We start from the raw sequence: 19,566 nt of genomic DNA, 5'->3' as shown, positions 1-19,566 counted from the left end.
AACTCAGTCCCGCTCGAGGCGGGGTAAGACAAGCCTCATGGCAGACCACCGAAACCGTGTGTGTCAGAATTGACAACTTTCGCTGATTTTTGGACATACTGGCAGTATGGCTGGTCACATCGTCGTCTTTCTCGTCTTCCCTGACGCTAAACAGCTCGACCTCGCCGGGCCGGCAGAGGTCTTCGCCGAGGCGACGCGATTTGGCGCCGACTACGAGCTGGAGTACTGCTCGCCCGCTGGCGGATCGATCCGCACGTCCATCGGGATATCGATCGACACCGTCGCTGCGAACACGGTGACGCGGGCCGACACGGTCGTGATCGTCGGCGGCGACGCGCTGCCCGTCGAGCCCATCCCTCCAGAACTCCGGGCGGCCACCGCGCATCTCGTCGAGGTCGCCGAGCGGGTCACCTCCGTCTGCACGGGGGCGCTGCTGCTGGCGCATGTCGGCGCCCTGGACGGAAAGCGCGCGACCACGCACTGGGCCCATGCGGCACTCCTCGCCCGCATCTACCCGCAGATCGACGTCATCCCGGATGCCCTCTTCGTGCACGACGGGAGATTCCACACGTCGGCCGGCGTATCGGCCGGCATCGACCTCGCACTCTCCCTGGTCGAAGCAGATCACGGTCCTGAACTCGCCAGAGCCGTCGCCCAGCAGCTCGTCGTCTACATGCAGCGACCCGGAGGTCAGTCACAGTTCTCCTCGCTGCTGGAAATTTCCCGCGGGGCGCAGGCGAGCGTGAGTCGGGTCGCGGAGGCAGTCATGACCTCACCGGCCGAACCGCACGAGATGACGGACCTCGCCGCGATCGCGCGCGTCAGCCCGCGACACCTCACCAGGATCTTCCTCGCCGAGATCGGCATGACGCCGGTCAAATTCGTTCAGCACGTGCGCGTGGAGACGGCGAAGTCTCTGCTGCTCCGCGGGGAGCCTGTCGCCGCCACGGCTCGACGCGCCGGGTTTCCGAACACGGAGACCATGCGTCGCGTGTTCACGAGCAGGCTCGGAATACCGCCCAACCTGTATAAGCAGCAGTTCCGCAGCACTGCTGACTGACGAGGTGTGGGACCGCCCTGTCTGCCGGTCGGATCAGAGTGACGCGAGCGCCTGCGCCAGGCCGTCCTCCGACAGCGATCCGGTGACCTCGGAGGCAACCGTGATGAGGGGTTGCGGGGCGTGACCCATCGCCACGCCCCGTCCCTCCTCCGCGGCCCAGGCGATCATTTCGACGTCGTTGTAGCCGTCGCCCACCGCCATCACCCGATCGCGACGGAAGCCCAGCGCCGCGCGTATCTCTTCGACAGCCGATGCCTTCGTCACCCCTTCTGCGGCGATGTCGAGCCAGGCCGTCCATCCGAGCGAGAACGTCACGCCGAGCAGATCCATCTGAGCCACCTGATGCCGGAACTCGTCGACATCGGCTTCCGGCACGATCGCCACCACCCGAACGGCCTTCCCGACGATCAGCGCGTCATGCGCCACGATCGTCTGCACATGCGCCGGCTCCGTCGTCATGGGCGGGAACGGATGACTGTAGCGATACGAACCCTGCTCGTCTTCGACAGCGAGGTGTGCGGTGGGAAGGTGCTGACGAATCGTCTCGAGCACCGCAGCGGCGTCGAACCCTCGAGTACGCAGCCGCCGGTATCCGCGCGCCGCCGTTTCGTCCCGCACCAGCACCATCGCACCATTGGAGCACACGACGTATTCCGGCCAGATCTCGATGTGATCAAACACCCCCAGTGTGGTCGCCGCCGACCGCCCGGTCGCGACGAGCAGATGATGCCCGGCGCTTGCGACACGATGGAGCTCCGCTCTCACGGCCGGGCTAGCGTGACCCACCTCGTCGATCGTTGTCCCGTCCAGATCGATCGCGACCAGCCATTCGTAGGCGTTCCTGGGAGCTCTCGGTCCTTCGACGTCGTGCGACGCAGGAGCGAGAGGGAGGTCGAGTTCCGCCATGAGTGATCCGATCGAGTCTGGGTGGAGAGAGGGGTGGTCAGTCGATTATGACGACGACCCCGGACGGTGCGTCCAGCAGCTCGACCGTTCGCGCTGCCGCACGGTCGATCTGCACGCGCGGCTCTGCCGGAACGGCATCCGGGTTGTAGGTTCCGGCACCGTAGAACTGTCCGTAGCTGAGCACGACACCGCCCTCAGCGAGCACAGATGTCTCCAGCTGCCGCACGGCGACGGCATCCGGTCCGTCCGGGAGCTCCCAGGCGACGGTCTGAGCGAGGATCTTCGGGTTGCCCGCTGCGCGAGAGGCATCGATGATGTTCTGGTTGCCCTCCGTCCGGATGCGGGCGTTCAGGTCGCCGAACTCGGCGATCTTGTTCACATCGTCTGGCAGGTCGGTGAGCTCGTTGAGGATGATGTCAGGACCGAAGGCCACGACGGCGGCGATCAGTGCGTCACGATCGAACACATCGACCACGACGGCTTCAGCTCCGAGAGCGCTGATGCGCTCCGCTTTGCCGGCCGAGCGGGTCATGCCCGCGACGGTGTGCCCCGCCTTCAGGAGCAGGGGGATGAGACGTTGGCCGATGACTCCGGATGCGCCTGCGAGGAAGACCTTGGACATAATGGTGCCTTTCGTTTCTTGTTTCGTTGAACCGGGCGGATGCCGGGGCTCACGCACGACGCGCGATGCGCGCCTGAGCAATGAGGCTGAGGAGAGCGAGCAGGATGGTCACGCCCGTGTAGCAGACCACCGCAGGAATCTCGCCGAGCGGGGCGACCAACTGGCCCTCGATGACGATCGGGAGCCCGAAGGCGGCGTAGGAGACGACGTAGACGGCAGCGATCACGCCGGCTCGCTGCTGCGGCAGCACCAGCGGGATCAGCAGCTGGAGCGCGGCGGTGAACGACGCTCCAAAGGCGATGCCCGCGATGGCCTGCCCGATGATCATGATCGTCAGACTCCCGGCGAACACTCCGCCGATGATCGCCGCTGCACCGATGATCGCCGCGTAGATGCCGATGACCATGGCATGCCGCGAGGCCACTTTCGCGAAGACCACTCCGATCACGGTGGACACGGCGGGAGCGACGAAACCGGCGAGCCCGCCGAGGAAAGGACTGTCGATCCCGAATACGCTGCGCACCATATTGGGTGCGAGACCACCCGACAGACCGGCGAGCATCCAGACGGCGGCGACGACGGGGGCGGCGGCGATGAACTCCCGGCGAGCTGCCCGAGGGACCGAGACACGCGGGATCATCGAGCGCCCGGCACCCCGCGTCCGCTTCCCCGTCTCCGGGGCGAAGATCGCCACGAGCACGCCGAGGACGGTCAGTGCGATCAGGATGACGAAGATGATGGTGTTCGCTGCCGGGGTGAGCTCGATGGCGAGCCCCGCGAGGATCGAGCCCAGGGCGAGCCCACCGGTCAGACTGATGCTGCCGAGGATCGCCCCGACTCGTTTGTTGCGCTCGGGCGCCAGCTCCACCATCGCAGCCGTGAACGCGGCGGTCGCGGCGCCGCTCGCGAGGCCCTGGACTATGCGGCCGAAGATGACCCAGCTCACATCCATGGCCGTGAGGAACAGGATGTTCGATGCGAGCTGCACAATCAGTCCCCCAATGATCACCGGCCGCCGGCCGATGTGATCCGAGAGAGAGCCGAAGACGAGTACCGCGACCAGGAACCCGGCGGCATAGACAGCAAAGGCGACGTTGAGCATCTCCGGGGCGAAGCCGAACCGGTCCTTGTAATCGACAAGGAGTGGCGTCAGAGCACCCGCCCCCAGATACAGGCTCATGAAGGCGACAGCGGTACCTGCCAGGGCGAGCCCTGACGGAAACGCGCGCCGACGTGACCGTCGGGAGATCGTGCGGGGTGCGGACATTTCGGCTCCTTGTAGGAATCACGTGGGTTGCACGACCTGGTCAATCGCCGTACAACACAACGCTAGAACCGAAGCGGACCCTCCACGAGTACCAATCCGCATCAAGAAATCCGGACCACTTTCACTCCTGTCACGGGAGGACGCGAACGAGTTCCTCCAAGGCTCCCGGCCACGCACTGTCGGAGACAGCGGAGAAGTTCACGACCAGGCCGTCCGACCACCTGCCGTCTCTTTCCGCACCAGGATGCCGGAAAGCGGAGAGGCCGCTCACCAGGAGGCCCCGGCGTGCCGCCGCCTGCAGGACCCACGCCTCTGTACCCGCCGGCAGGATGAGCACCGCCTGCAATCCGGCCTGCATGCCGATCACGCGGATGCCAGAGGCTCGACTCTGCACAGCGTCGACGAGTTGGGTACGACGTCGTCGATAGCTCTGCCGACGAGAGCGGATGTGGCTGTCGAAGGCGCCGGAGGTGACGAACTCCGTGAAGATGAGCTGGTCCAATACGCTCACGGTGTCGACGCGCCCCTTCGCATCCGCCACCGCCCCCAGAAGGCGATCCGGGACGACGATCCATCCCAGCCGGAGCGCTGGCGCGATCGACTTACTGGCTGTTCCGAAGTACACGACCCGGTCGGGATCGAGCCCTTGCAGTGCTCCGATCGGCTTGCGGTCGTAACGGAACTCGCCGTCGTAGTCGTCCTCGAGAATGAGCCCTCCTGCACTCCGCGCCCAATCGAGGACCATGGCGCGACGCTCAGGAGACAACGCGTGACCGGTCGGGAACTGATGCGCCGGGGTGAGCAGGACAGCTCTGTTGCCGTCGAGTCGATGGAGCCGTTGCACCTGAGCGCCCTCCTCATCGACCTCGAGAGGCGGGATGCGGAGTTCCGCATCGCCGAGCACCCCCCGATAGATGTCCAGCCCGTAGGACTCCACCGCGACGGATTCATGACCCTGGTTCTTCAGTGCGCGGGCCACCACGCCGAGACCGTGCTGATAACCGGAGGACAGGACGATCCGACCCGGGTCGGCGTACACGCCCCGCACGCGAGCGAGATAGTCGGCGATCGCGACCCGCGTCTCCATGCGTCCCAGCGGATCGCCGTATCCGAAGGCGCTGTGCGGAGCGGCCGCGAACGCTCGGCGCGCGGCGGCCAGCCAGGTCGAACGAGGGAAGTCCGCATAGTCCGCCGCTCCCGGGCCGAGCCCGTGCGAGGGCTCTCGGCGAGGCGCCGGCACCTCCTTGACCCGATGCTGTTGCACACGCTCCGCCACGAACGTCCCCGAGCCGTGACGCGCCGTGAGCCAGCCCTCCTCCAGGAGCAGCGAATAGCACTCGGTCACCGTACTGCGCGCAATTCCCAGATCGTTGGCCAAGGCGCGGGATGCGGGCAGGCGACTTCCTGCCGGCAGATGCCCCGATCGCACGGCATCGCGCAGGGCCTCCGTCAGACCTGCTCTCGTTCCGGATCCGCGAAGTTGCAGGAGAAGGTCGACACCGGTGCGCGTTGACCGGCGCGTCTGCGAAGTGGTCTGAGACTCTGCCATGTCATTGGACCTTACTCGCCTGCCGCTTGATTCGTAGTGTCGAATCATGACCGACATTGCAACGACCCCCGACCAACTGACCCCCGAGCACCCCCAGCGCTTCGACTGGATGGCGCAGGTGCCGGATGTGTTCAAGGCTCTCCTTCGACTCGACGCCGCCGCCGCCAAGAAGGATCTGCCGGAATCCCTCGTGAACCTCATCAAGGTGCGCGCGTCGCAGCTCAACCACTGCGCGTTTTGCCTCGACATGCACAGCAAGGACGCACTTGCCGCAGGCGAGAGCATCGAGCGCCTCGTGCAGCTCAGCGCCTGGGCCGAGTCGAAGCACTTCTACACGGCGCGCGAGCTGGCCGCGATCGAACTCACCGAGGCGGTCACCGTGCTCACTGACGGCTTCGTCAGCGACGAGGTCTATGCACGCGCGGCGAGTGAGTTCAAGGACGACGAGCTCGCCCAGGTGATCGCTGTGGTGGTCGCCATCAACGCCTTCAACCGCTTCGGCGTCGCATCCCGGATGACACCGGGTCACTACTCCGGCCCCGCTCACTAGATTCTCGCTACCGCGCTTCCTCCGGTTCGTCTCACACGGCTGCGACGGAGGAAGCGCGGTCCCGCCTAGAGGGAGAATCGCTCCCAGGTCTCCTGGGTGAAGACGATGCCATGCCCTGGACGATCGGGCACGACGACCTCGCCGCGGCGCGTCTCGAGCGGTTGCTCGATGTAGGGGTGCAGGTGGGGGAAGTACTCGACGTAGGTCGACGCGAGCGCTGCTGCCGCGACGTGCACGTGACGCTCATTCCAGAAGTGCGGTGCGAGCATGAGGCCGTGCGCCGCCGCGACCTCCCTCTCCTGACCATCTCGGTGACACCGCGGACCCTCGTGGCGTTGGGCTGGATGACATCCAGTGCCTCCGCATCGATGAAGCGCATGAACTCGCCGACGCTGGTGAGATGCTCACCACCCGCGATCGCCATGGGGAGCGATGCTCGCAATCGGCGATGCCCTTCCACATCATCGCTTGAGATCGGCTCCTCGAACCAGAAGATGTCGAGCTCGGCCAGCCGATGGCCGAGGTGAATAGCGGTCGGCAGATCCATGCGTTCGTTGCCGTTGCCGTTGCCGTCGCAGACGATCCGCGTATCGGGCCCCACAGCTTCGCGCACGGCCCTCTCCCGGCCGCGGCGCGCCCCAGTCACGCCGCGGCCGGAGCCCCTCAGAGCTGTACTTCGCCCCCATCAGCGGACAGCTCTGTGCCCGTGATGAAGCTCGCCTGGGCAGAGGCGAGGAACAGCACGACATTTGCGATCTCATCCGGGTGTGCGAGACGACCCAGCGGGACGTTGCCCGCCAGCATGGCGAGCAGTCCTTCGGCCTGGTTCGGGTCCGGTGCGAGACCGGCGAGTCCGCCCCGGTGCCATCATCGGCCTGCCCTCTCTCTCGACGTCGGCGAGGCGTCCGCTGATCCGCTAGCCCCTGTTAGGAGCGCCTCGCTCAGATCACGGAGGGCGACCATCTGCGCGACGTCGAGCGAGCGGGCCATGGCGTGATCGACACGCCTCGCCACGTTCCTGCCGACGCACTGCTGCACGTCACGTCCGATATCGGTGAGATGGATCCTCCAGATACGACCATCCGCTGAATCCTCCCCCCGTCGAAGGAGACCGCGGCTCTCCATGCGCGCCACGAGCCGAGACACGGACGGCTGCGACAAGAGGAGGTTCCTGCCGAGCTCGGTGATGCTCACGCCGCGAGGGTTCGTCGAGAGCACGGGGAGCACCGTGTACTCCGATGTGTCAACACCGTTCCAGATGTCGGCGTCGGCGAACTCTCGCGTGAGAGTCGCGTGCGCACGGTAGTACGCCTCCCAGGCCTTATTCGCCAGCCTCAGATGGGAACGCAAGTCAGACCGCCGTCGGGAACCGCGCCTGCAGCTCCGGGTCGCTGTCTTGATACGGCGAGGTCCCCGACAGGTTGTCGCCCCGGTTGGGGTTCGGACGCGGCTGACGAGGCTCACCATCGCCGTACTTATCGACGATAAGGCTCGCGTGAGTGGGCGCCCCCGGCACGTCATCGGCACGACGGGCCGCCATCTCCTTGCGAAGCACGGGCACCACCTCGGTCCCGAGAAGCTCGACCTGCTCAAGCGCCATCTCGACCGGGAGCCCCATGCTGTCGAGTGAGAAGAGCTGACGCTGGTAGTCGCCGAACCCCTCCTGGAAGGTGAGGGTCTTGTCGATGACCTCCTGGGGGCTGCCGACGCTCAGCGGCGTGCGGCTCATGTAGTCATCGAGCGAGCTGCCGCGGAACACCGGGTAGTTCTCGAAGTAGGGCCGGAAGGTCTCGACGGCATCCTGCGAGCGTTTCGCGATGAATGCCTGTCCGCCCAACCCGACGATCGCCTGCGCCTGGGAGCCGTGTCCGTAGTGCTCGAACCGCTGACGGTAGAAGTCCACGAGCGGTTTGAAGTGGAGATTCGGCGCGAGGATGTGATTCGCGAAGTATCCGTTGCCGTAGAAGGCGGCCTGCTCGGCGATCTCCGGGGTGCGGATGGACCCGTGCCAGACGAACGGCGGCACGTCATCGAGCGGTCGCGGGGTGGATGTGAAGCCCTGCAGCGGTGTTCGGAACTGCCCCTCCCAGTCGATGACGTCCTTGCGCCACAGGTCATGCAGCAGGTTGTAGTTCTCCAAGGCCAGGGCCACGCCCTCGCGGATGTCCTTCCCGAACCATGGGTAGACGGGGACAGTGTTTCCGCGCCCGACCATCAGGTCGAGTCGCCCGTTCGCGACGTGCTGGAGCATCGCGTAGTCCTCTGCGATCTTCACCGGATCGTTCGTGGTCATCAGGGTGACGGACGTGCTCAGCATGATCTGCTTCGTCAGCGCCGCGATGTGCGCGAGCAGCGTCGTGGGCGACGACGGGATGAACGGCGGATTGTGATGCTCACCGAGGGCGAACACGTCGAGTCCCACCTCATCGGCGCGCTGCGCCACACGGACCAGGTTGGCGATGCGCTCCGCCTCGCTCTGGGTGTATCCCGTCAACGGACTGGGTGCGATGTCACCGACCGTGAAAATGCCGAACTGCATGATGTGCCCCTTCGTGTGTGTATACGGAAGTAAACAACATGACTGCGCATGTATTCCCCGGCTGCGTCTGCAACCGCTGTACGTTGGTGACTCAGTGGAGTCGGGCGAGAGCCGCCCGACGAAGATGAAGGGGAGGCTAGTATCGCGATGAGTACGGACTTCAAGCTGGCCAACTCGGCGTGGGAAGCACTGTTTCGGGCGCAGGCCACGCTCGTCCGGGAGTTCCAGCTGCTCGTCAGCTGGAGTGACGTCCTGCCACGCGAGTACGGCGTACTGCATGCGCTCTCAGTCGCCCCGAATGGGCTTCGAGTCATGGAGCTGGGCGACGACGCGTTGCTTACTCAGGCCGGCATCTCACGATTGGTGTCCCGGCTCCATGAACGTGGGCTCGTCGATCGTCAAAACGATCCCGCCGACGCCCGGGTATCGCGCATCGTCCTCACGGCGGCGGGGCGGGCCGTTCAACGTCGAGTCGGCGCGGAACTCTTCCGGCACGTGGGTGAGGCGATGTCCCGAGCGCTGGACGACGACCAGCTAGAGACGCTCCGCGACCTGACTCAGGCCCTTCTGAACGCGGCCGAACGTGCACGGCAATCCGAGGGTGGAACATCGGATATCGGGGCCGAGAACGCGCCATGAAGGTCGAGGTCGCACTCGCCGACGGGTCCTGGGATGAATGCACGAACGGCTCCACCCTGGCCGCCGAACAGCGCGACAGGGCGGAGCCGAACGGAATCAGTCGAACATCCGTGCCATGCGGCCGGGAGTCTCGGCGTCGTATGGCGGATAAAGGGATTCGACTGCTTCGTCAGCCGGAGAGAACAGAACCGACTTCCTGTGGCTGAGGGAGTCGAATCCTGTCTTGCCGAGGTACTGGCCCATCCCCGACGCGCCGATACCGCCGAAGGGGAGATTGGAGAAGAACAGCTGCAGCATGGTGAGGTTCACCGAACCGTTGCCGAAGGGCAGTGTCGCAAGCAGCTTTGCCACGCGGTCCTCATCTCGACTGAAGATATAGGTGGACAGCGCTGACAGGCGCCTCTTGATGGCGGCGACGGCCTCGTCGAGGTCGTGGTAGGGCAGAACGGGGAGAATCGGCCCGAAGATCTCCTCCTCCATGACCTGGTCGTCGTCAGCGACGGGATACATGATCGTCGGAGCGACATAGCGCGATGCGACATCGCTCTCACCCCCGATGACGACCTTGGTCGGGTCGATCAACCTGGCGAGTCGCACGACATCCTTCTCGGTCGCGATTCGGGACAGGTCGGGGTTCGCGTCCGGATCGGTTCCGTAGAACTCGATGACGGCCTTCTTCGTCTCCTCCACGAACTCTGCAGCCACGCTCTCGTGCACGTACACGTACCCCGGGGAGACACACCACTGCCCCCCGAAGGCCATAGCTCCCCAGACGAGCTTCCGCGCCGCATCGGGCAGGTTCGCCGTCTCATCGACGATCGACGGATTCTGACCGCCCAGCTCGAGGAGAACCGGTGTGAGGTTCTCAGCGGCCGCTCGCATGACGATCTTTCCGACCGGAACGCTGCCGGTGAAGAAGATGAAGTCGAACGGGAGCTTCAGCAACGCGGAAACGACTTCGCGGTCGCCGCGGATCATCGCGACGTCTCGCTCATCGAAGTAGTGCGGGAACAGATCACCCAGCGTCGTGGCCACATGGCTCGTGACTTCAGACGGCTTCACGATCGCGGGATTGCCCGCAGCGAGCACCGCCACAAGCGGTGCGACCAGCAAGGCCAGCGGCGCGTTGAACGGAGCGATCAGGAGCGTGACTCCGTATGGATCGTGGAACACTCGCGCCTCGTAGCCCTTCGAGGCGAAGGACCCGGGCAGGTCCATCGGCGTCGGCTTCATCCATTCCTTCAGACTCGCCTTCGCCTCGGCGATCGCGCCGATAGATACCCCGAACTCCGCAGAGCTGTCCCAGATGGACGTCTTGAAGTCGGCTGCCAGGGCAGCTATGAGCTTCTCCTGATTCTCGCCGATCAGCCGTTCGAGGCGCGTGAGCTGATCGATCCGCCATTCGTAGGATTTCGTCGCATCCGAAGCGAATCGAGCCTTCTGCCCGTGGAACACCTCGGCGTAACCGGATGAATTCGGCGCTGTTGTCATCGCCATTGTCTTGCCTTTCTGTTAACCGTCGGGCTACGCCGGCGCATTGTGAAGGTGGCGGGGCGCCTGTGCGACTGCCACGGGCACCCCGCCGTCGTTTCAGGCTGCTGCCTGAACCTGTTCGCGGGCCCGCACCTCACCGAGTGCCTCGGACCAGCTTTCGACCTGATCGAAGAGTGCGGTGACGGACGCTTCGTGGTACTCCGCAGGGCGGAACGTGCTCATGTTCTCGAAATCGGTCATGAGGTTGAACGTCGCTGCGGCGCTCACCGTCGCGACCTGGAGCTGCGAGAACACGAGTCGCAGGTGCTCGATGGCGCGCACGCCGCCGTAGACGCCGTATCCGACGAAGCCGGCAACCTTGTTGTACCACTCGTTGCCGAGGAAGTCGATCGCGTTCTTCAGGGCACCCGACGTCGAGTGGTTGTACTCGGGAGTCACCAGGATGTAGCCGTCGAAGCGCGCGATGGTGTCCGCCCACTTCTTGGTGTGCTCCTGGCTGTACTGTCCCATGGCCGGCGGCAGCGCCTCGTCAAGGTGGGGAAGCCCGAAGTCCGCGAGGTCGATGAGCTCGTACTCCGCGCCCGTGCGTCGCTGCGCCTTGTCGAAGATCCAACGTGCCACTCCCTCGCCGTTACGACCAGGACGCGTGCTGCCGATGATGATGCCGATTCTTACCATGGTTATTGGTAGTGCCTTTCACGAGAAGTGTTTCGGGAACGTGTGTGTCCCACTCGGGCGAAACATACTTGCGGGCGCAAGTATTCCCGATCTCAATGGATTCATCGGAGTAACCGGCCGCATCAGTCTCGCTCCCGCTTAGCCAGGCGCAACTGGGCGATGAGGCTGATGAGCGCGAGCAGGATCGTGACCGCGCCGTACCAGGCCACCGCCGCGGGGAGCCCCAGGACGCCGGCGAGCTGGCCGCTGACGACGACAGGCAGACTGAACGCGATGTAGGCGACGACATAAATGGCAGCGACGAGGCCGGCTCGTTCGTGCGCCGCCGCGAGCGGGAATATGAGCTGCAGCGAAGCGGAGAACGCGGCACCGAACCCCAGTCCGGCGACGACCTGACCCCCGATCATCGTGGCCAGACTCCCCGTCAGCACAGCGACCACGATCAAGGCGGTTGCGATCACGGAGGCATAGATCCCGAGACGAATCGCGCGTCGAGGGCGCACCCGCGCGAAGATCAAGGCGATGATCGCCGACACGGCCGGGGAAATGAATCCGCAGAATCCGTTGAGGAGGCCGCTGTCCAGCTGGAACACGTTGCGCACGATGGTCGGCGCCAGGCCGAGTGACAGACCGGCGAGCATCCAGATCGACACGATCACCGGTGCGGCGGCCGCGAACTCCCGGCGTGCGGGGGCGGGCACAGCGATCTGTGGGATGAGCGAGCGCAGCGCTCCTCGTTTCTTGGTGACAGTCTCCGGGGACAGGGCGACGATCACGATTCCGAGGACCGTCAGCACTCCGATCGTGACGAACACGATCGTGTTCGCGTCATCCGCGTACTCGATCGCCACGCCGGTGAGAAGTGCGCCTACGGCGAGTCCGCCGGTCACGCCTACGGTCCCCAGGATTGTGGCCAGACGCTTGCGGCGAGTCGGCGCCAGTTCCACGAGAGTTGCCGTGAATGCGCTGGTCGCGGCACCGGTCGCTATGCCTTGCACCACTCTGGCGGCAGTGACCCAGCCGATGTCCGGCGCGAAGAGGAACATGACGACGGAGAGCAGCTGCACGACGAGTGCGCCGAGGATCACGGGACGACGCCCCAGGTGATCCGAGAGCGAACCCACCGTCAGAAGCGCAATGAGGAAGCCGGCGGAATACGCAGCGAAGGCGAGGGTCAGGATCACCGCCGGAAAGGCCCACTGGTCCTGGTAGAGCACCAGCAGGGGCGTGGGCGCCCCCGCTGCGAGATAGAGGCTGGTGAAACTCACCGCAGCCCCGATGAAGGCGACCGTCGCCGGAACGATCGCAGAAGACTTCGTGCGCGCTGGTGCGTCTTGCGACGCCCTGGAGGTGGGCATGGACGGATTCCTCGATGAGTCTGCGTCGGAGAACGAGGCGTGCGAGTAAGGGTTGGGTCGCCTGCCGGGGCCGACTTTGGGTTTGCGGCAATCAGAAGGCTATATGCTGACTATATTATAGTCAAGTCAGCCCCGTGCGGTCTGACCTCGTTCTCGATAGACAGGAATCTGATGTCGTCTGAATACACGTACGCCACGGCCACTGAACTGACGGCCGCCATGAACGCGGGCATGGTGTCGTCCGTCGAACTCACCGAAAGCGCGATCGCGCGGATCGAAGACCACGACGACAAGATCAACGCCGTCGTGGTGCACGACTTCGACAGAGCGGTGGATGCCGCTCGCCTCGCAGATGCGACGAGAGCACGCGGCGGGCGCGGCCGCCTGCTGGGCGTGCCGATGACGGTCAAGGAATCGTTCAACGTCGCAGGCATGCCGACGACATGGGGAATCCCGCCCCTGAAGGACTTCGTTCCTACGGAGGATGCCCTCGCGGTGGCCCGGATGAAGTCCGAAGGCGGCGTGATCCTCGGCAAGACCAACGTTCCCGTTGCCCTCGGCGACCTCCAGAGCTACAACCCGATCTACGGCACGACACGCAACCCCTGGGACCTCAACCGCACACCGGGTGGATCCTCTGGAGGATCCGCTGCAGCGCTTGCGGCCGGGTTCGGCGCGATATCGCTCGGGTCGGACATCGCGGGATCGCTCCGGGTTCCCGCACACTTCACGGGAACCTACGCCCACAAGTCGTCCTTCGGTCTGCTGCCCTCGCGGGGACATACGCCCCCCTTCTCGGCCCCACTGGAGTACAGCCGCGACCTCACGGTGATCGGACCGATGGCGCGCAGCGCGGTCGATCTGGCTCTGATGCTCGATCTGCTGGCAGAGCCCGATGAGACGGGGCTGGGAATCGCGCACACGCTCAGCCTGAGACCACCTCGTCACGAGCACCTTTCGGAGTATCGAGTCCTCATCGTCGACACGCATCCGCTCATCCCCACTTCCTCCGATATTCGGATGGCACTCGAAAGCCTCGCCTCCGATCTGGGTTCAGCCGGAGTGCGAGTGCAGCGACACAGCGATCTACTGCCCGACCCGACCGAAGCAGCGCGGATCTACATGCGACTTCTGCTCGCATCGGTCGCATCCACCTATCCGTCGCATGTGTACGAGCAGGCCGCGGCACGGGCTGTAACCCTCGACCCGGATGACACGTCGCTTGCAGCAGAGCGGTCGCGGGGAGCCTCTTCGAGCTACCGGGATTGGCTGGCCGACGATGCGCTGCGCAGCCAGCACCGTGCCGCATGGAGTCGACTCTTCACGGAGTTCGATATCGTGATCTGTCCTGCATCCCCCACCACCGCGTTCGCGCACGACCACAGCGCAGATCAGTGGACGCGGTCGATCACGATCGACGGAGCCGAACACGACTACGGCGATCAACTCGTCTGGGCAGGCATCGCCACGGTCCCAGGATTACCGGCGACCGTGGCTCCGATTGCCCAGTCGAGTGAAAGGCTTCCGATCGGAGCGCAGTTGATCGGTCCGCTCTTCGAGGACCGTACGCCGATCCATTTCGCGCAGCTCATCGAGCGCGAGTTCGGGGGATTCACGCCCGCACGGCCGCTCTGAGGTCAGACGGTCTCGGTACGCAGCTTTGCGGCGGCGGCCCCGACATTGGGCGCGCTGTAGATCGCGCTGCCAGCCACCGCCACCTGTGCACCCGATTCCTGGACGGACGCGTTACATCGCGAAGGGCAAAGACGAGAGCGCCTCGTGAGTGGAGGGCGACCGCACGATGTCGAACGCGGCTGGTTTGTCGAACCGACAGCGTTCGCAGATGTCGACAACCGTTCGACCATCGCGCGCGAGGAGATCTTCGGCCCCGCGCTCTCAGTCATCCCTTACGGCGATGAAGACGAGGCCATCCGCCTTGCCAACGCCTCATCGTTCGGTCTCGTGGGACGGTGTGGACGAAGGACCATGGCCGCGGTGTCGCGATCGCGAGAAGGATCCAGACCGGCTCCGTAGGCATCAACGCCTACCTGCCCGCGTGCACCCAGCATGCCTGGCTCTCGGCTGGTATAGTCAGAAGTGAAGAAGGGGGGCGGTATGGCGCTCGCATTCCAAGGCGTCCTCGCCGACCGGCGCACCTGGAGTCTCGACACCTGCTCGATCGGGCTCTCGATGGAAGCCGTCGGCACTCGCTCCTCCATGCTCATCCTGCGCGAGGCGTTCTACGGAACCACGCGGTTCGACGATTTCGCCCGGCGCACCAAGCTCACTGACGCGATCGTGGCGGCTCGACTCAAGGAACTGACGAAGCTGGGGTTGTTCACCAAGGAGCTCTATCAGGAGCTGGGCAAGCGCCGACGGTCGGAGTACCTGCTCACCGAGAAGGGCCGAGACCTCGTACCGGTCGTCTTCGCCCTCATGCAGTGGGGAGACAAACACCTGCAGGGCGAGGGCGGCGGCCCGCTCCGCCTGGTCGAGCGCAGCACCGGCGAGCCGGTAAAGGTGTCCTTGCGAACCGCATCCGGCGAGGCCCTCGATCTCGAGGACGTCGCTATCGTGACGAACGGTCCTCGACCTTTGTCGCCGTCCGACTCCTAGACCGCCGCGCATACCTGTCGGCCCCGTGAACGCCGTGCTGCCCTGAAACACACGAAGGACCGACCATGACGGAGACCGAATCACGACGCCTGCACTTCGTGGCACGTTGCCACAGTTCGAGAATGCGCGCGCCGCCATCGACTTCGAGTCCACCGAGCTCGACGGAGCACTGCGGCGCTGGTACAGCGGTGAGACCGGGGCGCGCCTGGAGTGGTTCGTGCCAGTGGTGAAGGGATTGAAGCGGTCGCCGAAGATCCGCGTCGTGCGCGACGGCGACTGGACGGGCGAGCATGATGGTCTTTCCGCAGAGACACTGGCCTCCTGGCGTGCACGAGGTGAGAGACCGGTTGTCCGGGGACGCCCGCTTGGATGGCTCATGGTTTGGGCGCGAAGAGTCCCCGTCGTGCCGGCCTCGATAGCGCTACTTACGGTTGGCGAGATCGTCGGGCCCCATAGGACGGAACGCATACTTGGCGCGATCGTCATACCGCACTGTGAGCGCGGCCTTCTCCGCGGCGCATCTGCCCGAAGCAATGGCGGACGACGACGAGCGTCGACCACGCCGACGCTTACCCGCGACAAACGGCAATGGCGATGTGGCGTTCACATTCACTCCATCGGATCTGCAACCGAGGTACGTCGCTGGTCGCGACGACCAGTTTCGGCATCTCGTCCAGCGTCGGGTTCGGCGTGCACTGACCTGACGAGGTCGTCGAGAGAACAGCACTCCACGGTGGAGTCGAGATAGCACGCTCAGCTCCACCGCGGCCCTGCTCTGGGGGGATCACCGCTCCGGACTGGCCCGAGCCTCATTCCAGGGTAACCAATTGGTTTAGTCTGGGTGCATGGCCTATGACTCCGCAGCCACGAAGGCGAGTCTCCTCGACGCCGCGTATCGCGAGTTCGTCGAGCACGGACTCGCGGGCGCCCGAGTGGATCGCATCGCCACGGGTGCGAAAGCCAATAAGCAGGCGATCTACCATTACTTCGGCTCGAAAGACGCTCTCTTCGATGCGGTCCTCGGCACCCGTCTGCGGATCCTCGCCGACGTGGTCCCGTTCACGCCCCACGACCTCCCTGGCTACGCGGGCGCCATTTTCGACTATCTGGAGAACGATCCTGGACTCCTGCGGCTGACGCAGTGGAAGGCGCTGGAGCGTTCTGACGCCTCTCCCGAGGAGCAGGCCGCGCACCAGTCCAAGGCGCAGCAGCTGGCCCTCACGCACGGAGTCGACGTGGAGACGGGTGCGGATGCCATGATGCTCGCCCTCGCCGCCGCGCAAGCGTGGGGCAACACGCCCGGCACGATTCGCGACTCCGGTGCCGCGAACGAGTCCGAGCGTCGAGCCAGACACCGTCGCGCGATCGTCGCGACCGTCGCTGCGATGACGGATTCGCTGCTCCACGCACCAACGGCGCCCGTCGCCCCCTGACAGGAGCAACGGACGCCGCGATCTTGACGAGTTCAGGCCAGGAGCTGTGCCGTCACGTCCCAGAGGTGTTCCGCAGTCTCGGCGTCGACCGCATAGGGCGCCACTCCGGCCTTGCCTCCTGCAGGCTCGGGCTGTACGGCCGCCTCATTCACGTCTTCGAAGTAGCGTCCACTGACGCCCTCGACCAGCGGCGACCCCGCGAGCAGCACCGTGGTGGCTGCGCCCTGCTGCGGCGTCTTCCACCCCGGCGGCACATCGAGCGTGTTCCCCTTGTCGTCTTTCGCCCCGACGAAGGCGAGCGCCGCGTCATCGAGGTGCCTCTGGAGGTTGGTCATAATACCGCCGGGGTGGAGAGCGTTCACGGTGATGCCGTCCGCCCCCCAGCGCCGAGCGAGGGCGACGGTGAAAAGCAGAGTTGCAGTCTTCGACTGCGCATATGCCGCCCAGGCCTCGTAGGGGCGCGACTCAAAATGGATGTCGTCGAAGTCCACCGGCGCCATCAGATGCGCACTCGAGCAGACCATGACCACCCGCGCATTCCCAGCGGCGGCGAGGGCGTCATGCAGACCGAGCGTGAGCGCGGCCGATCCGAGGTGATTCGTCGCGAACTGGGCCTCCCACCCCTCGAGCGTCCGGTGGAGCTCGGGCAGTGCCATGACTCCTGCGTTGTTGATGAGGATGTCCAGCGGTCCGGACCACGCGGAGACGAACTCGCGGATGCTCGACCTGTCGATCAAATCGATGCGGGAGACGTGGACGTCATCGCGGCCGGTGACGTCGTTTATCTTGCGGGCGGCGTCCGCACCCGCCTCGGGGTTGCGGACGGCCAATGTCACTTCAGCGCCGACGGCCGCGAGCGCGACTGCCGATTCGAACCCGATACCCGAGTACGCGCCAGTGACGATCGCGCGCTTGCCGGTCAGGTCGATGCCCTCGAGGACCTCGGTGGCGGTGGATGTTGCCCCGAAGGGCATGATATTGACAGTCATGTCGTCTGCTTTCTGGTACTACGCGCTGACCTGAGAGGCACGGAACAACCCGGTGACAACTCATCGGAGTCGGGGTCCAAGCGAAGTCTGCGCAGAGCGAGTACTCCAGGATTAAACCAACCGTTTGATTCTACCCTATACCGAGAGCTCGACATTATCAACCAGACGGTTGGATTACTGTTTAGCGCGAGGCGTTCGAGAGAATCGAGCGTGCAGGCGGGATCAAACCGCCGTGCCCCAGAAGGCTCCGATTAGGCCCACCTCGCGGAAATAGTCAGCAGCCACCTCGGGCTGACGCGGTCGGTACCCATAGCCGAGACGCCCCTCGTACCACCGAGACGCGAGGCGCCAGAGGGTCGGCAGGCTGAGGATCGTGCCTTTGGTATTGCCTGTGCGAGCAAGCCACGCCGCTACGCATCGCTCGTCGCAGAATATGCGTTGGTTATCGCAGGCATGCGTCACGTCGTCCCACACATGGGCCATAGGCACGAGAAAATGCGCGACTTGCGGGCCAGGTGGCGGGCTCGAGGCCGAAACGTTCCACGCGTGAGGAGTGTCACAACCGGGGCAGGTCGTCGCGACCAGAGCCGGCGATGCACCCGGAACGAGGTGCGGTATGGCGAACGAGTCCCAGGCACATCCACCCCACCAAAGCGTGTCGCCACCCTTGACCGAGAAGCCGAAGTCGCGACCGTCAAAGGGGTGGGCCAATTCGATGTCTCCGCGCTCATCGAGCACGAGCGATCGTTCACGATGGAGCGCACCCAACGCGTGGACGATCTCCGCCTCGTCCACGTTCGATTGCATTGCGAGCTCACCGACACCGGGCGCACGCCCATCGCTGGCAAAGCGCTCGTAGATGCGAACTCGGATCTGCTCGAGCAAATCCTCGGGTTCTGGCGTTGCGGCCGTCATGTCTAATTCCGCCTTCCCTGGATCTGCACGACACGTCTATCCATCAGACGCCACTGGCCCGGGGTTCAGCTCTTGCACAGTGACTCGAGGATTCCCTTCCGCTGCTCCGCCAACCGCTTCGGCCAAGGCGAAGAGTTGTTGACGAGCGGGCGCGTTCTCTCCGGCTGATCCGTTCGAGGGGGAGCGGGTGACAGGGTTGCGTAGGACACGATCCATTGCATCGAAGTCCTCTGGCGAACCCGTCCGACAAGCTGGAATGATTACACCGCTGTAATTCTCCACAGTGTTAGCAAGGGTGTTAATAACTGTTCACAGTGTTAATAAGGGTGTTAACAACTTTTATCATGGACTCCTGTGCTTGCGATGCGCACAATGCGAGCTGCCAGCTGTTGCGCGGCTCCGTCCTCGCGCGGCGTGTCGAACTGTCGAAGGACGTCTTGTGGGAGCAGCGCGAGCGCCAACCGACACTCAGCAGGAAACCGACCAAGGGCGCACCGGCAGAAATGGTGAATCAAAACTCGCGTGATTCCGCGGCACACAAGGCGCACCCGACCAAACACGGATCACTACCATAAACTACCAAATTGCTACCAATGACCGTCTCTTGACCTGAAGCTTGTTGAGACAAATCAAAAGGCCACCTCCCGTGGGAAATGGCCTTTGATCTGGGAAACTGTGGAGCTGTGTGCGTAATCCCGCAAATATTCTTGCGGGTGTTGAACTGTGGAGCCTAGGAGAATCGAACTCCTGACCTCCTGCTTGCAAAGCAGGCGCTCTACCAATTGAGCTAAGGCCCCGTCTGACTACCAATAATAGTCACACGTGGGGATACCAGGACTTGAACCTGGGACCTCTTCGTTATCAGCGAAGCGCTCTAACCGCCTGAGCTATATCCCCGCTTGGGCAGATTAGAGACTACCGGAATCCACCGTGATCTTCTAATCGGCGCCG

General features: G+C 64.5%; 18 protein-coding genes, 2 tRNA genes and 3 pseudogenes. 7 read left to right on the top strand and 16 right to left on the bottom strand.

What is annotated here, in order from left to right; genetic code table 11:
- The first annotated feature begins 106 nt into the window (after window positions 1-106).
- Complete coding sequence (locus tag K323_RS0111595) at window positions 107-1,060, top strand: GlxA family transcriptional regulator (RefSeq protein WP_022885446.1); 954 nt, start codon at window positions 107-109, stop codon at window positions 1,058-1,060.
- 33 nt (window positions 1,061-1,093) lie between these two features.
- Here the strand turns inward: K323_RS0111595 and K323_RS0111590 are convergent, their stop codons facing one another.
- From K323_RS0111590 to pdxR, 4 genes are all read right to left on the bottom strand, one after another.
- The gene (locus K323_RS0111590; RefSeq protein WP_022885445.1) at window positions 1,094-1,966 is read right to left on the bottom strand and encodes an HAD family hydrolase; all 873 of its coding nucleotides are present in this window, start codon (window positions 1,964-1,966) and stop codon (window positions 1,094-1,096) included.
- Window positions 1,967-2,003: 37 nt separating this feature from the next.
- On the bottom strand, window positions 2,004-2,588 hold the full coding sequence (locus tag K323_RS0111585; protein ID WP_022885444.1) for an SDR family oxidoreductase: 585 nt from the start codon (window positions 2,586-2,588) through the stop codon (window positions 2,004-2,006).
- A gap of 49 nt (window positions 2,589-2,637) precedes the next feature.
- Window positions 2,638-3,855, bottom strand: coding sequence for an MFS transporter (locus K323_RS0111580; RefSeq protein WP_022885443.1), 1,218 nt, complete (start codon window positions 3,853-3,855; stop codon window positions 2,638-2,640).
- A 130-nt stretch (window positions 3,856-3,985) separates the two neighbouring features.
- Window positions 3,986-5,404, bottom strand: coding sequence for a MocR-like pyridoxine biosynthesis transcription factor PdxR (gene pdxR, locus K323_RS0111575; protein ID WP_022885442.1), 1,419 nt, complete (start codon window positions 5,402-5,404; stop codon window positions 3,986-3,988).
- A 46-nt stretch (window positions 5,405-5,450) separates the two neighbouring features.
- On the opposite strand from pdxR, the gene K323_RS0111570 reads away from it, so the two are divergent.
- Entirely contained in the window at window positions 5,451-5,954 is a 504-nt protein-coding gene (locus tag K323_RS0111570) for a carboxymuconolactone decarboxylase family protein (RefSeq protein ID WP_022885441.1), read from the top strand.
- 65 nt (window positions 5,955-6,019) lie between these two features.
- On the opposite strand, the pseudogene K323_RS30685 reads toward K323_RS0111570, so the two are convergent.
- The 5 genes and pseudogenes from K323_RS30685 to K323_RS0111550 all read right to left on the bottom strand — a co-directional run.
- Window positions 6,020-6,235, bottom strand: a pseudogene (locus tag K323_RS30685) (enolase C-terminal domain-like protein); the annotation flags it as partial.
- 29 nt (window positions 6,236-6,264) lie between these two features.
- A pseudogene (locus K323_RS30875) lies at window positions 6,265-6,567 on the bottom strand (enolase C-terminal domain-like protein); the annotation flags it as partial.
- 50 nt (window positions 6,568-6,617) lie between these two features.
- Window positions 6,618-6,770: pseudogene (locus tag K323_RS29430) on the bottom strand (SDR family oxidoreductase); the annotation flags it as partial.
- 51 nt (window positions 6,771-6,821) lie between these two features.
- Entirely contained in the window at window positions 6,822-7,304 is a 483-nt protein-coding gene (locus tag K323_RS25585; protein ID WP_022885438.1) for a MarR family winged helix-turn-helix transcriptional regulator, read from the bottom strand.
- 1 nt (window position 7,305) lies between these two features.
- Window positions 7,306-8,493 carry a CE1758 family FMN-dependent luciferase-like monooxygenase gene (locus tag K323_RS0111550; protein ID WP_022885437.1) on the bottom strand — a complete coding sequence of 396 codons (1,188 nt, stop codon included), beginning with the start codon at window positions 8,491-8,493 and terminating at the stop codon, window positions 7,306-7,308.
- A 147-nt stretch (window positions 8,494-8,640) separates the two neighbouring features.
- Between K323_RS0111550 and K323_RS25580 the strand changes: the two genes are divergently transcribed.
- Window positions 8,641-9,132, top strand: coding sequence for a MarR family winged helix-turn-helix transcriptional regulator (locus K323_RS25580; protein ID WP_022885436.1), 492 nt, complete (start codon window positions 8,641-8,643; stop codon window positions 9,130-9,132).
- Window positions 9,133-9,228: 96 nt separating this feature from the next.
- Here K323_RS25580 and K323_RS25575 read toward each other — a convergent pair whose 3' ends face one another.
- The 3 genes from K323_RS25575 to K323_RS25570 all read right to left on the bottom strand — a co-directional run bounded on the left by K323_RS25575 (window position 9,229) and on the right by K323_RS25570 (window position 12,662).
- The gene (locus K323_RS25575; RefSeq protein ID WP_022885435.1) at window positions 9,229-10,629 is read right to left on the bottom strand and encodes an aldehyde dehydrogenase family protein; all 1,401 of its coding nucleotides are present in this window, start codon (window positions 10,627-10,629) and stop codon (window positions 9,229-9,231) included.
- A 93-nt stretch (window positions 10,630-10,722) separates the two neighbouring features.
- Window positions 10,723-11,304 (bottom strand): NADPH-dependent FMN reductase, encoded by a 582-nt coding sequence (locus K323_RS0111535; RefSeq protein ID WP_022885434.1) that lies wholly within the window; start codon window positions 11,302-11,304, stop codon window positions 10,723-10,725.
- 122 nt (window positions 11,305-11,426) lie between these two features.
- Window positions 11,427-12,662: an MFS transporter gene (locus K323_RS25570; protein WP_022885433.1), complete on the bottom strand. Its 1,236-nt coding sequence runs from the start codon at window positions 12,660-12,662 to the stop codon at window positions 11,427-11,429.
- Window positions 12,663-12,833: 171 nt separating this feature from the next.
- Here K323_RS25570 and K323_RS0111525 point away from each other — a divergent pair, with 171 nt between their 5' ends.
- From K323_RS0111525 to K323_RS0111505, 4 genes are all read left to right on the top strand, one after another.
- Window positions 12,834-14,297: an amidase gene (locus K323_RS0111525; RefSeq protein WP_033372896.1), complete on the top strand. Its 1,464-nt coding sequence runs from the start codon at window positions 12,834-12,836 to the stop codon at window positions 14,295-14,297.
- A gap of 60 nt (window positions 14,298-14,357) precedes the next feature.
- On the top strand, window positions 14,358-14,696 hold the full coding sequence (locus K323_RS0111515; protein WP_211219848.1) for an aldehyde dehydrogenase family protein: 339 nt from the start codon (window positions 14,358-14,360) through the stop codon (window positions 14,694-14,696).
- Between the two features lie 81 nt (window positions 14,697-14,777).
- Window positions 14,778-15,278 carry a winged helix-turn-helix transcriptional regulator gene (locus tag K323_RS0111510; RefSeq protein WP_022885430.1) on the top strand — a complete coding sequence of 167 codons (501 nt, stop codon included), beginning with the start codon at window positions 14,778-14,780 and terminating at the stop codon, window positions 15,276-15,278.
- Window positions 15,279-16,123: 845 nt separating this feature from the next.
- Window positions 16,124-16,711 (top strand): TetR/AcrR family transcriptional regulator, encoded by a 588-nt coding sequence (locus K323_RS0111505; protein WP_022885428.1) that lies wholly within the window; start codon window positions 16,124-16,126, stop codon window positions 16,709-16,711.
- Window positions 16,712-16,743: 32 nt separating this feature from the next.
- Here K323_RS0111505 and K323_RS0111500 read toward each other — a convergent pair whose 3' ends face one another.
- The 4 genes from K323_RS0111500 to K323_RS0111485 form a co-directional block, all read right to left on the bottom strand.
- A complete protein-coding gene (locus K323_RS0111500; RefSeq protein ID WP_022885427.1) occupies window positions 16,744-17,700 on the bottom strand; it encodes an SDR family NAD(P)-dependent oxidoreductase in 957 nt (318 codons plus the stop codon).
- A gap of 222 nt (window positions 17,701-17,922) precedes the next feature.
- Window positions 17,923-18,615, bottom strand: a complete 693-nt coding sequence (gene merB / locus K323_RS0111495; RefSeq protein ID WP_022885426.1) for an organomercurial lyase — start codon at window positions 18,613-18,615, stop codon at window positions 17,923-17,925.
- A 724-nt stretch (window positions 18,616-19,339) separates the two neighbouring features.
- Window positions 19,340-19,412 (bottom strand) — tRNA-Ala (locus K323_RS0111490).
- Window positions 19,413-19,438: 26 nt separating this feature from the next.
- Window positions 19,439-19,512: transfer RNA gene (locus K323_RS0111485), tRNA-Ile, on the bottom strand.
- Between the last annotated feature and the right edge of the window lie 54 nt (window positions 19,513-19,566).

The organism is Glaciibacter superstes DSM 21135 (assembly GCF_000421145.1).
GTDB lineage: Bacteria > Actinomycetota > Actinomycetes > Actinomycetales > Microbacteriaceae > Cryobacterium > Cryobacterium superstes.
The sequence above is the reverse complement of the archived record's forward strand: the minus strand, read 5'-3'. Positions and strand labels throughout refer to the sequence as shown.

What these genes read in the sequence shown, in the direction of transcription:
- K323_RS0111595 (WP_022885446.1), top strand. Translation starts at nt 107, where the DNA reads ATGGCTGGTCACATCGTCGTCTTTCTCGTCTTCCCTGACGCTAAACAG.
- K323_RS0111590 (WP_022885445.1), bottom strand. Translation starts at nt 1,966, where the DNA reads ATGGCGGAACTCGACCTCCCTCTCGCTCCTGCGTCGCACGACGTCGAA.
- K323_RS0111585 (WP_022885444.1), bottom strand. Translation starts at nt 2,588, where the DNA reads ATGTCCAAGGTCTTCCTCGCAGGCGCATCCGGAGTCATCGGCCAACGT.
- K323_RS0111580 (WP_022885443.1), bottom strand. Translation starts at nt 3,855, where the DNA reads ATGTCCGCACCCCGCACGATCTCCCGACGGTCACGTCGGCGCGCGTTT.
- pdxR (WP_022885442.1), bottom strand. Translation starts at nt 5,404, where the DNA reads ATGGCAGAGTCTCAGACCACTTCGCAGACGCGCCGGTCAACGCGCACC.
- K323_RS0111570 (WP_022885441.1), top strand. Translation starts at nt 5,451, where the DNA reads ATGACCGACATTGCAACGACCCCCGACCAACTGACCCCCGAGCACCCC.
- K323_RS0111550 (WP_022885437.1), bottom strand. Translation starts at nt 8,493, where the DNA reads ATGCAGTTCGGCATTTTCACGGTCGGTGACATCGCACCCAGTCCGTTG.
- K323_RS25580 (WP_022885436.1), top strand. Translation starts at nt 8,641, where the DNA reads ATGAGTACGGACTTCAAGCTGGCCAACTCGGCGTGGGAAGCACTGTTT.
- K323_RS25575 (WP_022885435.1), bottom strand. Translation starts at nt 10,629, where the DNA reads ATGGCGATGACAACAGCGCCGAATTCATCCGGTTACGCCGAGGTGTTC.
- K323_RS0111535 (WP_022885434.1), bottom strand. Translation starts at nt 11,304, where the DNA reads ATGGTAAGAATCGGCATCATCATCGGCAGCACGCGTCCTGGTCGTAAC.
- K323_RS25570 (WP_022885433.1), bottom strand. Translation starts at nt 12,662, where the DNA reads ATGCCCACCTCCAGGGCGTCGCAAGACGCACCAGCGCGCACGAAGTCT.
- K323_RS0111525 (WP_033372896.1), top strand. Translation starts at nt 12,834, where the DNA reads ATGTCGTCTGAATACACGTACGCCACGGCCACTGAACTGACGGCCGCC.
- K323_RS0111510 (WP_022885430.1), top strand. Translation starts at nt 14,778, where the DNA reads ATGGCGCTCGCATTCCAAGGCGTCCTCGCCGACCGGCGCACCTGGAGT.
- K323_RS0111505 (WP_022885428.1), top strand. Translation starts at nt 16,124, where the DNA reads ATGGCCTATGACTCCGCAGCCACGAAGGCGAGTCTCCTCGACGCCGCG.
- K323_RS0111500 (WP_022885427.1), bottom strand. Translation starts at nt 17,700, where the DNA reads ATGACTGTCAATATCATGCCCTTCGGGGCAACATCCACCGCCACCGAG.
- merB (WP_022885426.1), bottom strand. Translation starts at nt 18,615, where the DNA reads ATGACGGCCGCAACGCCAGAACCCGAGGATTTGCTCGAGCAGATCCGA.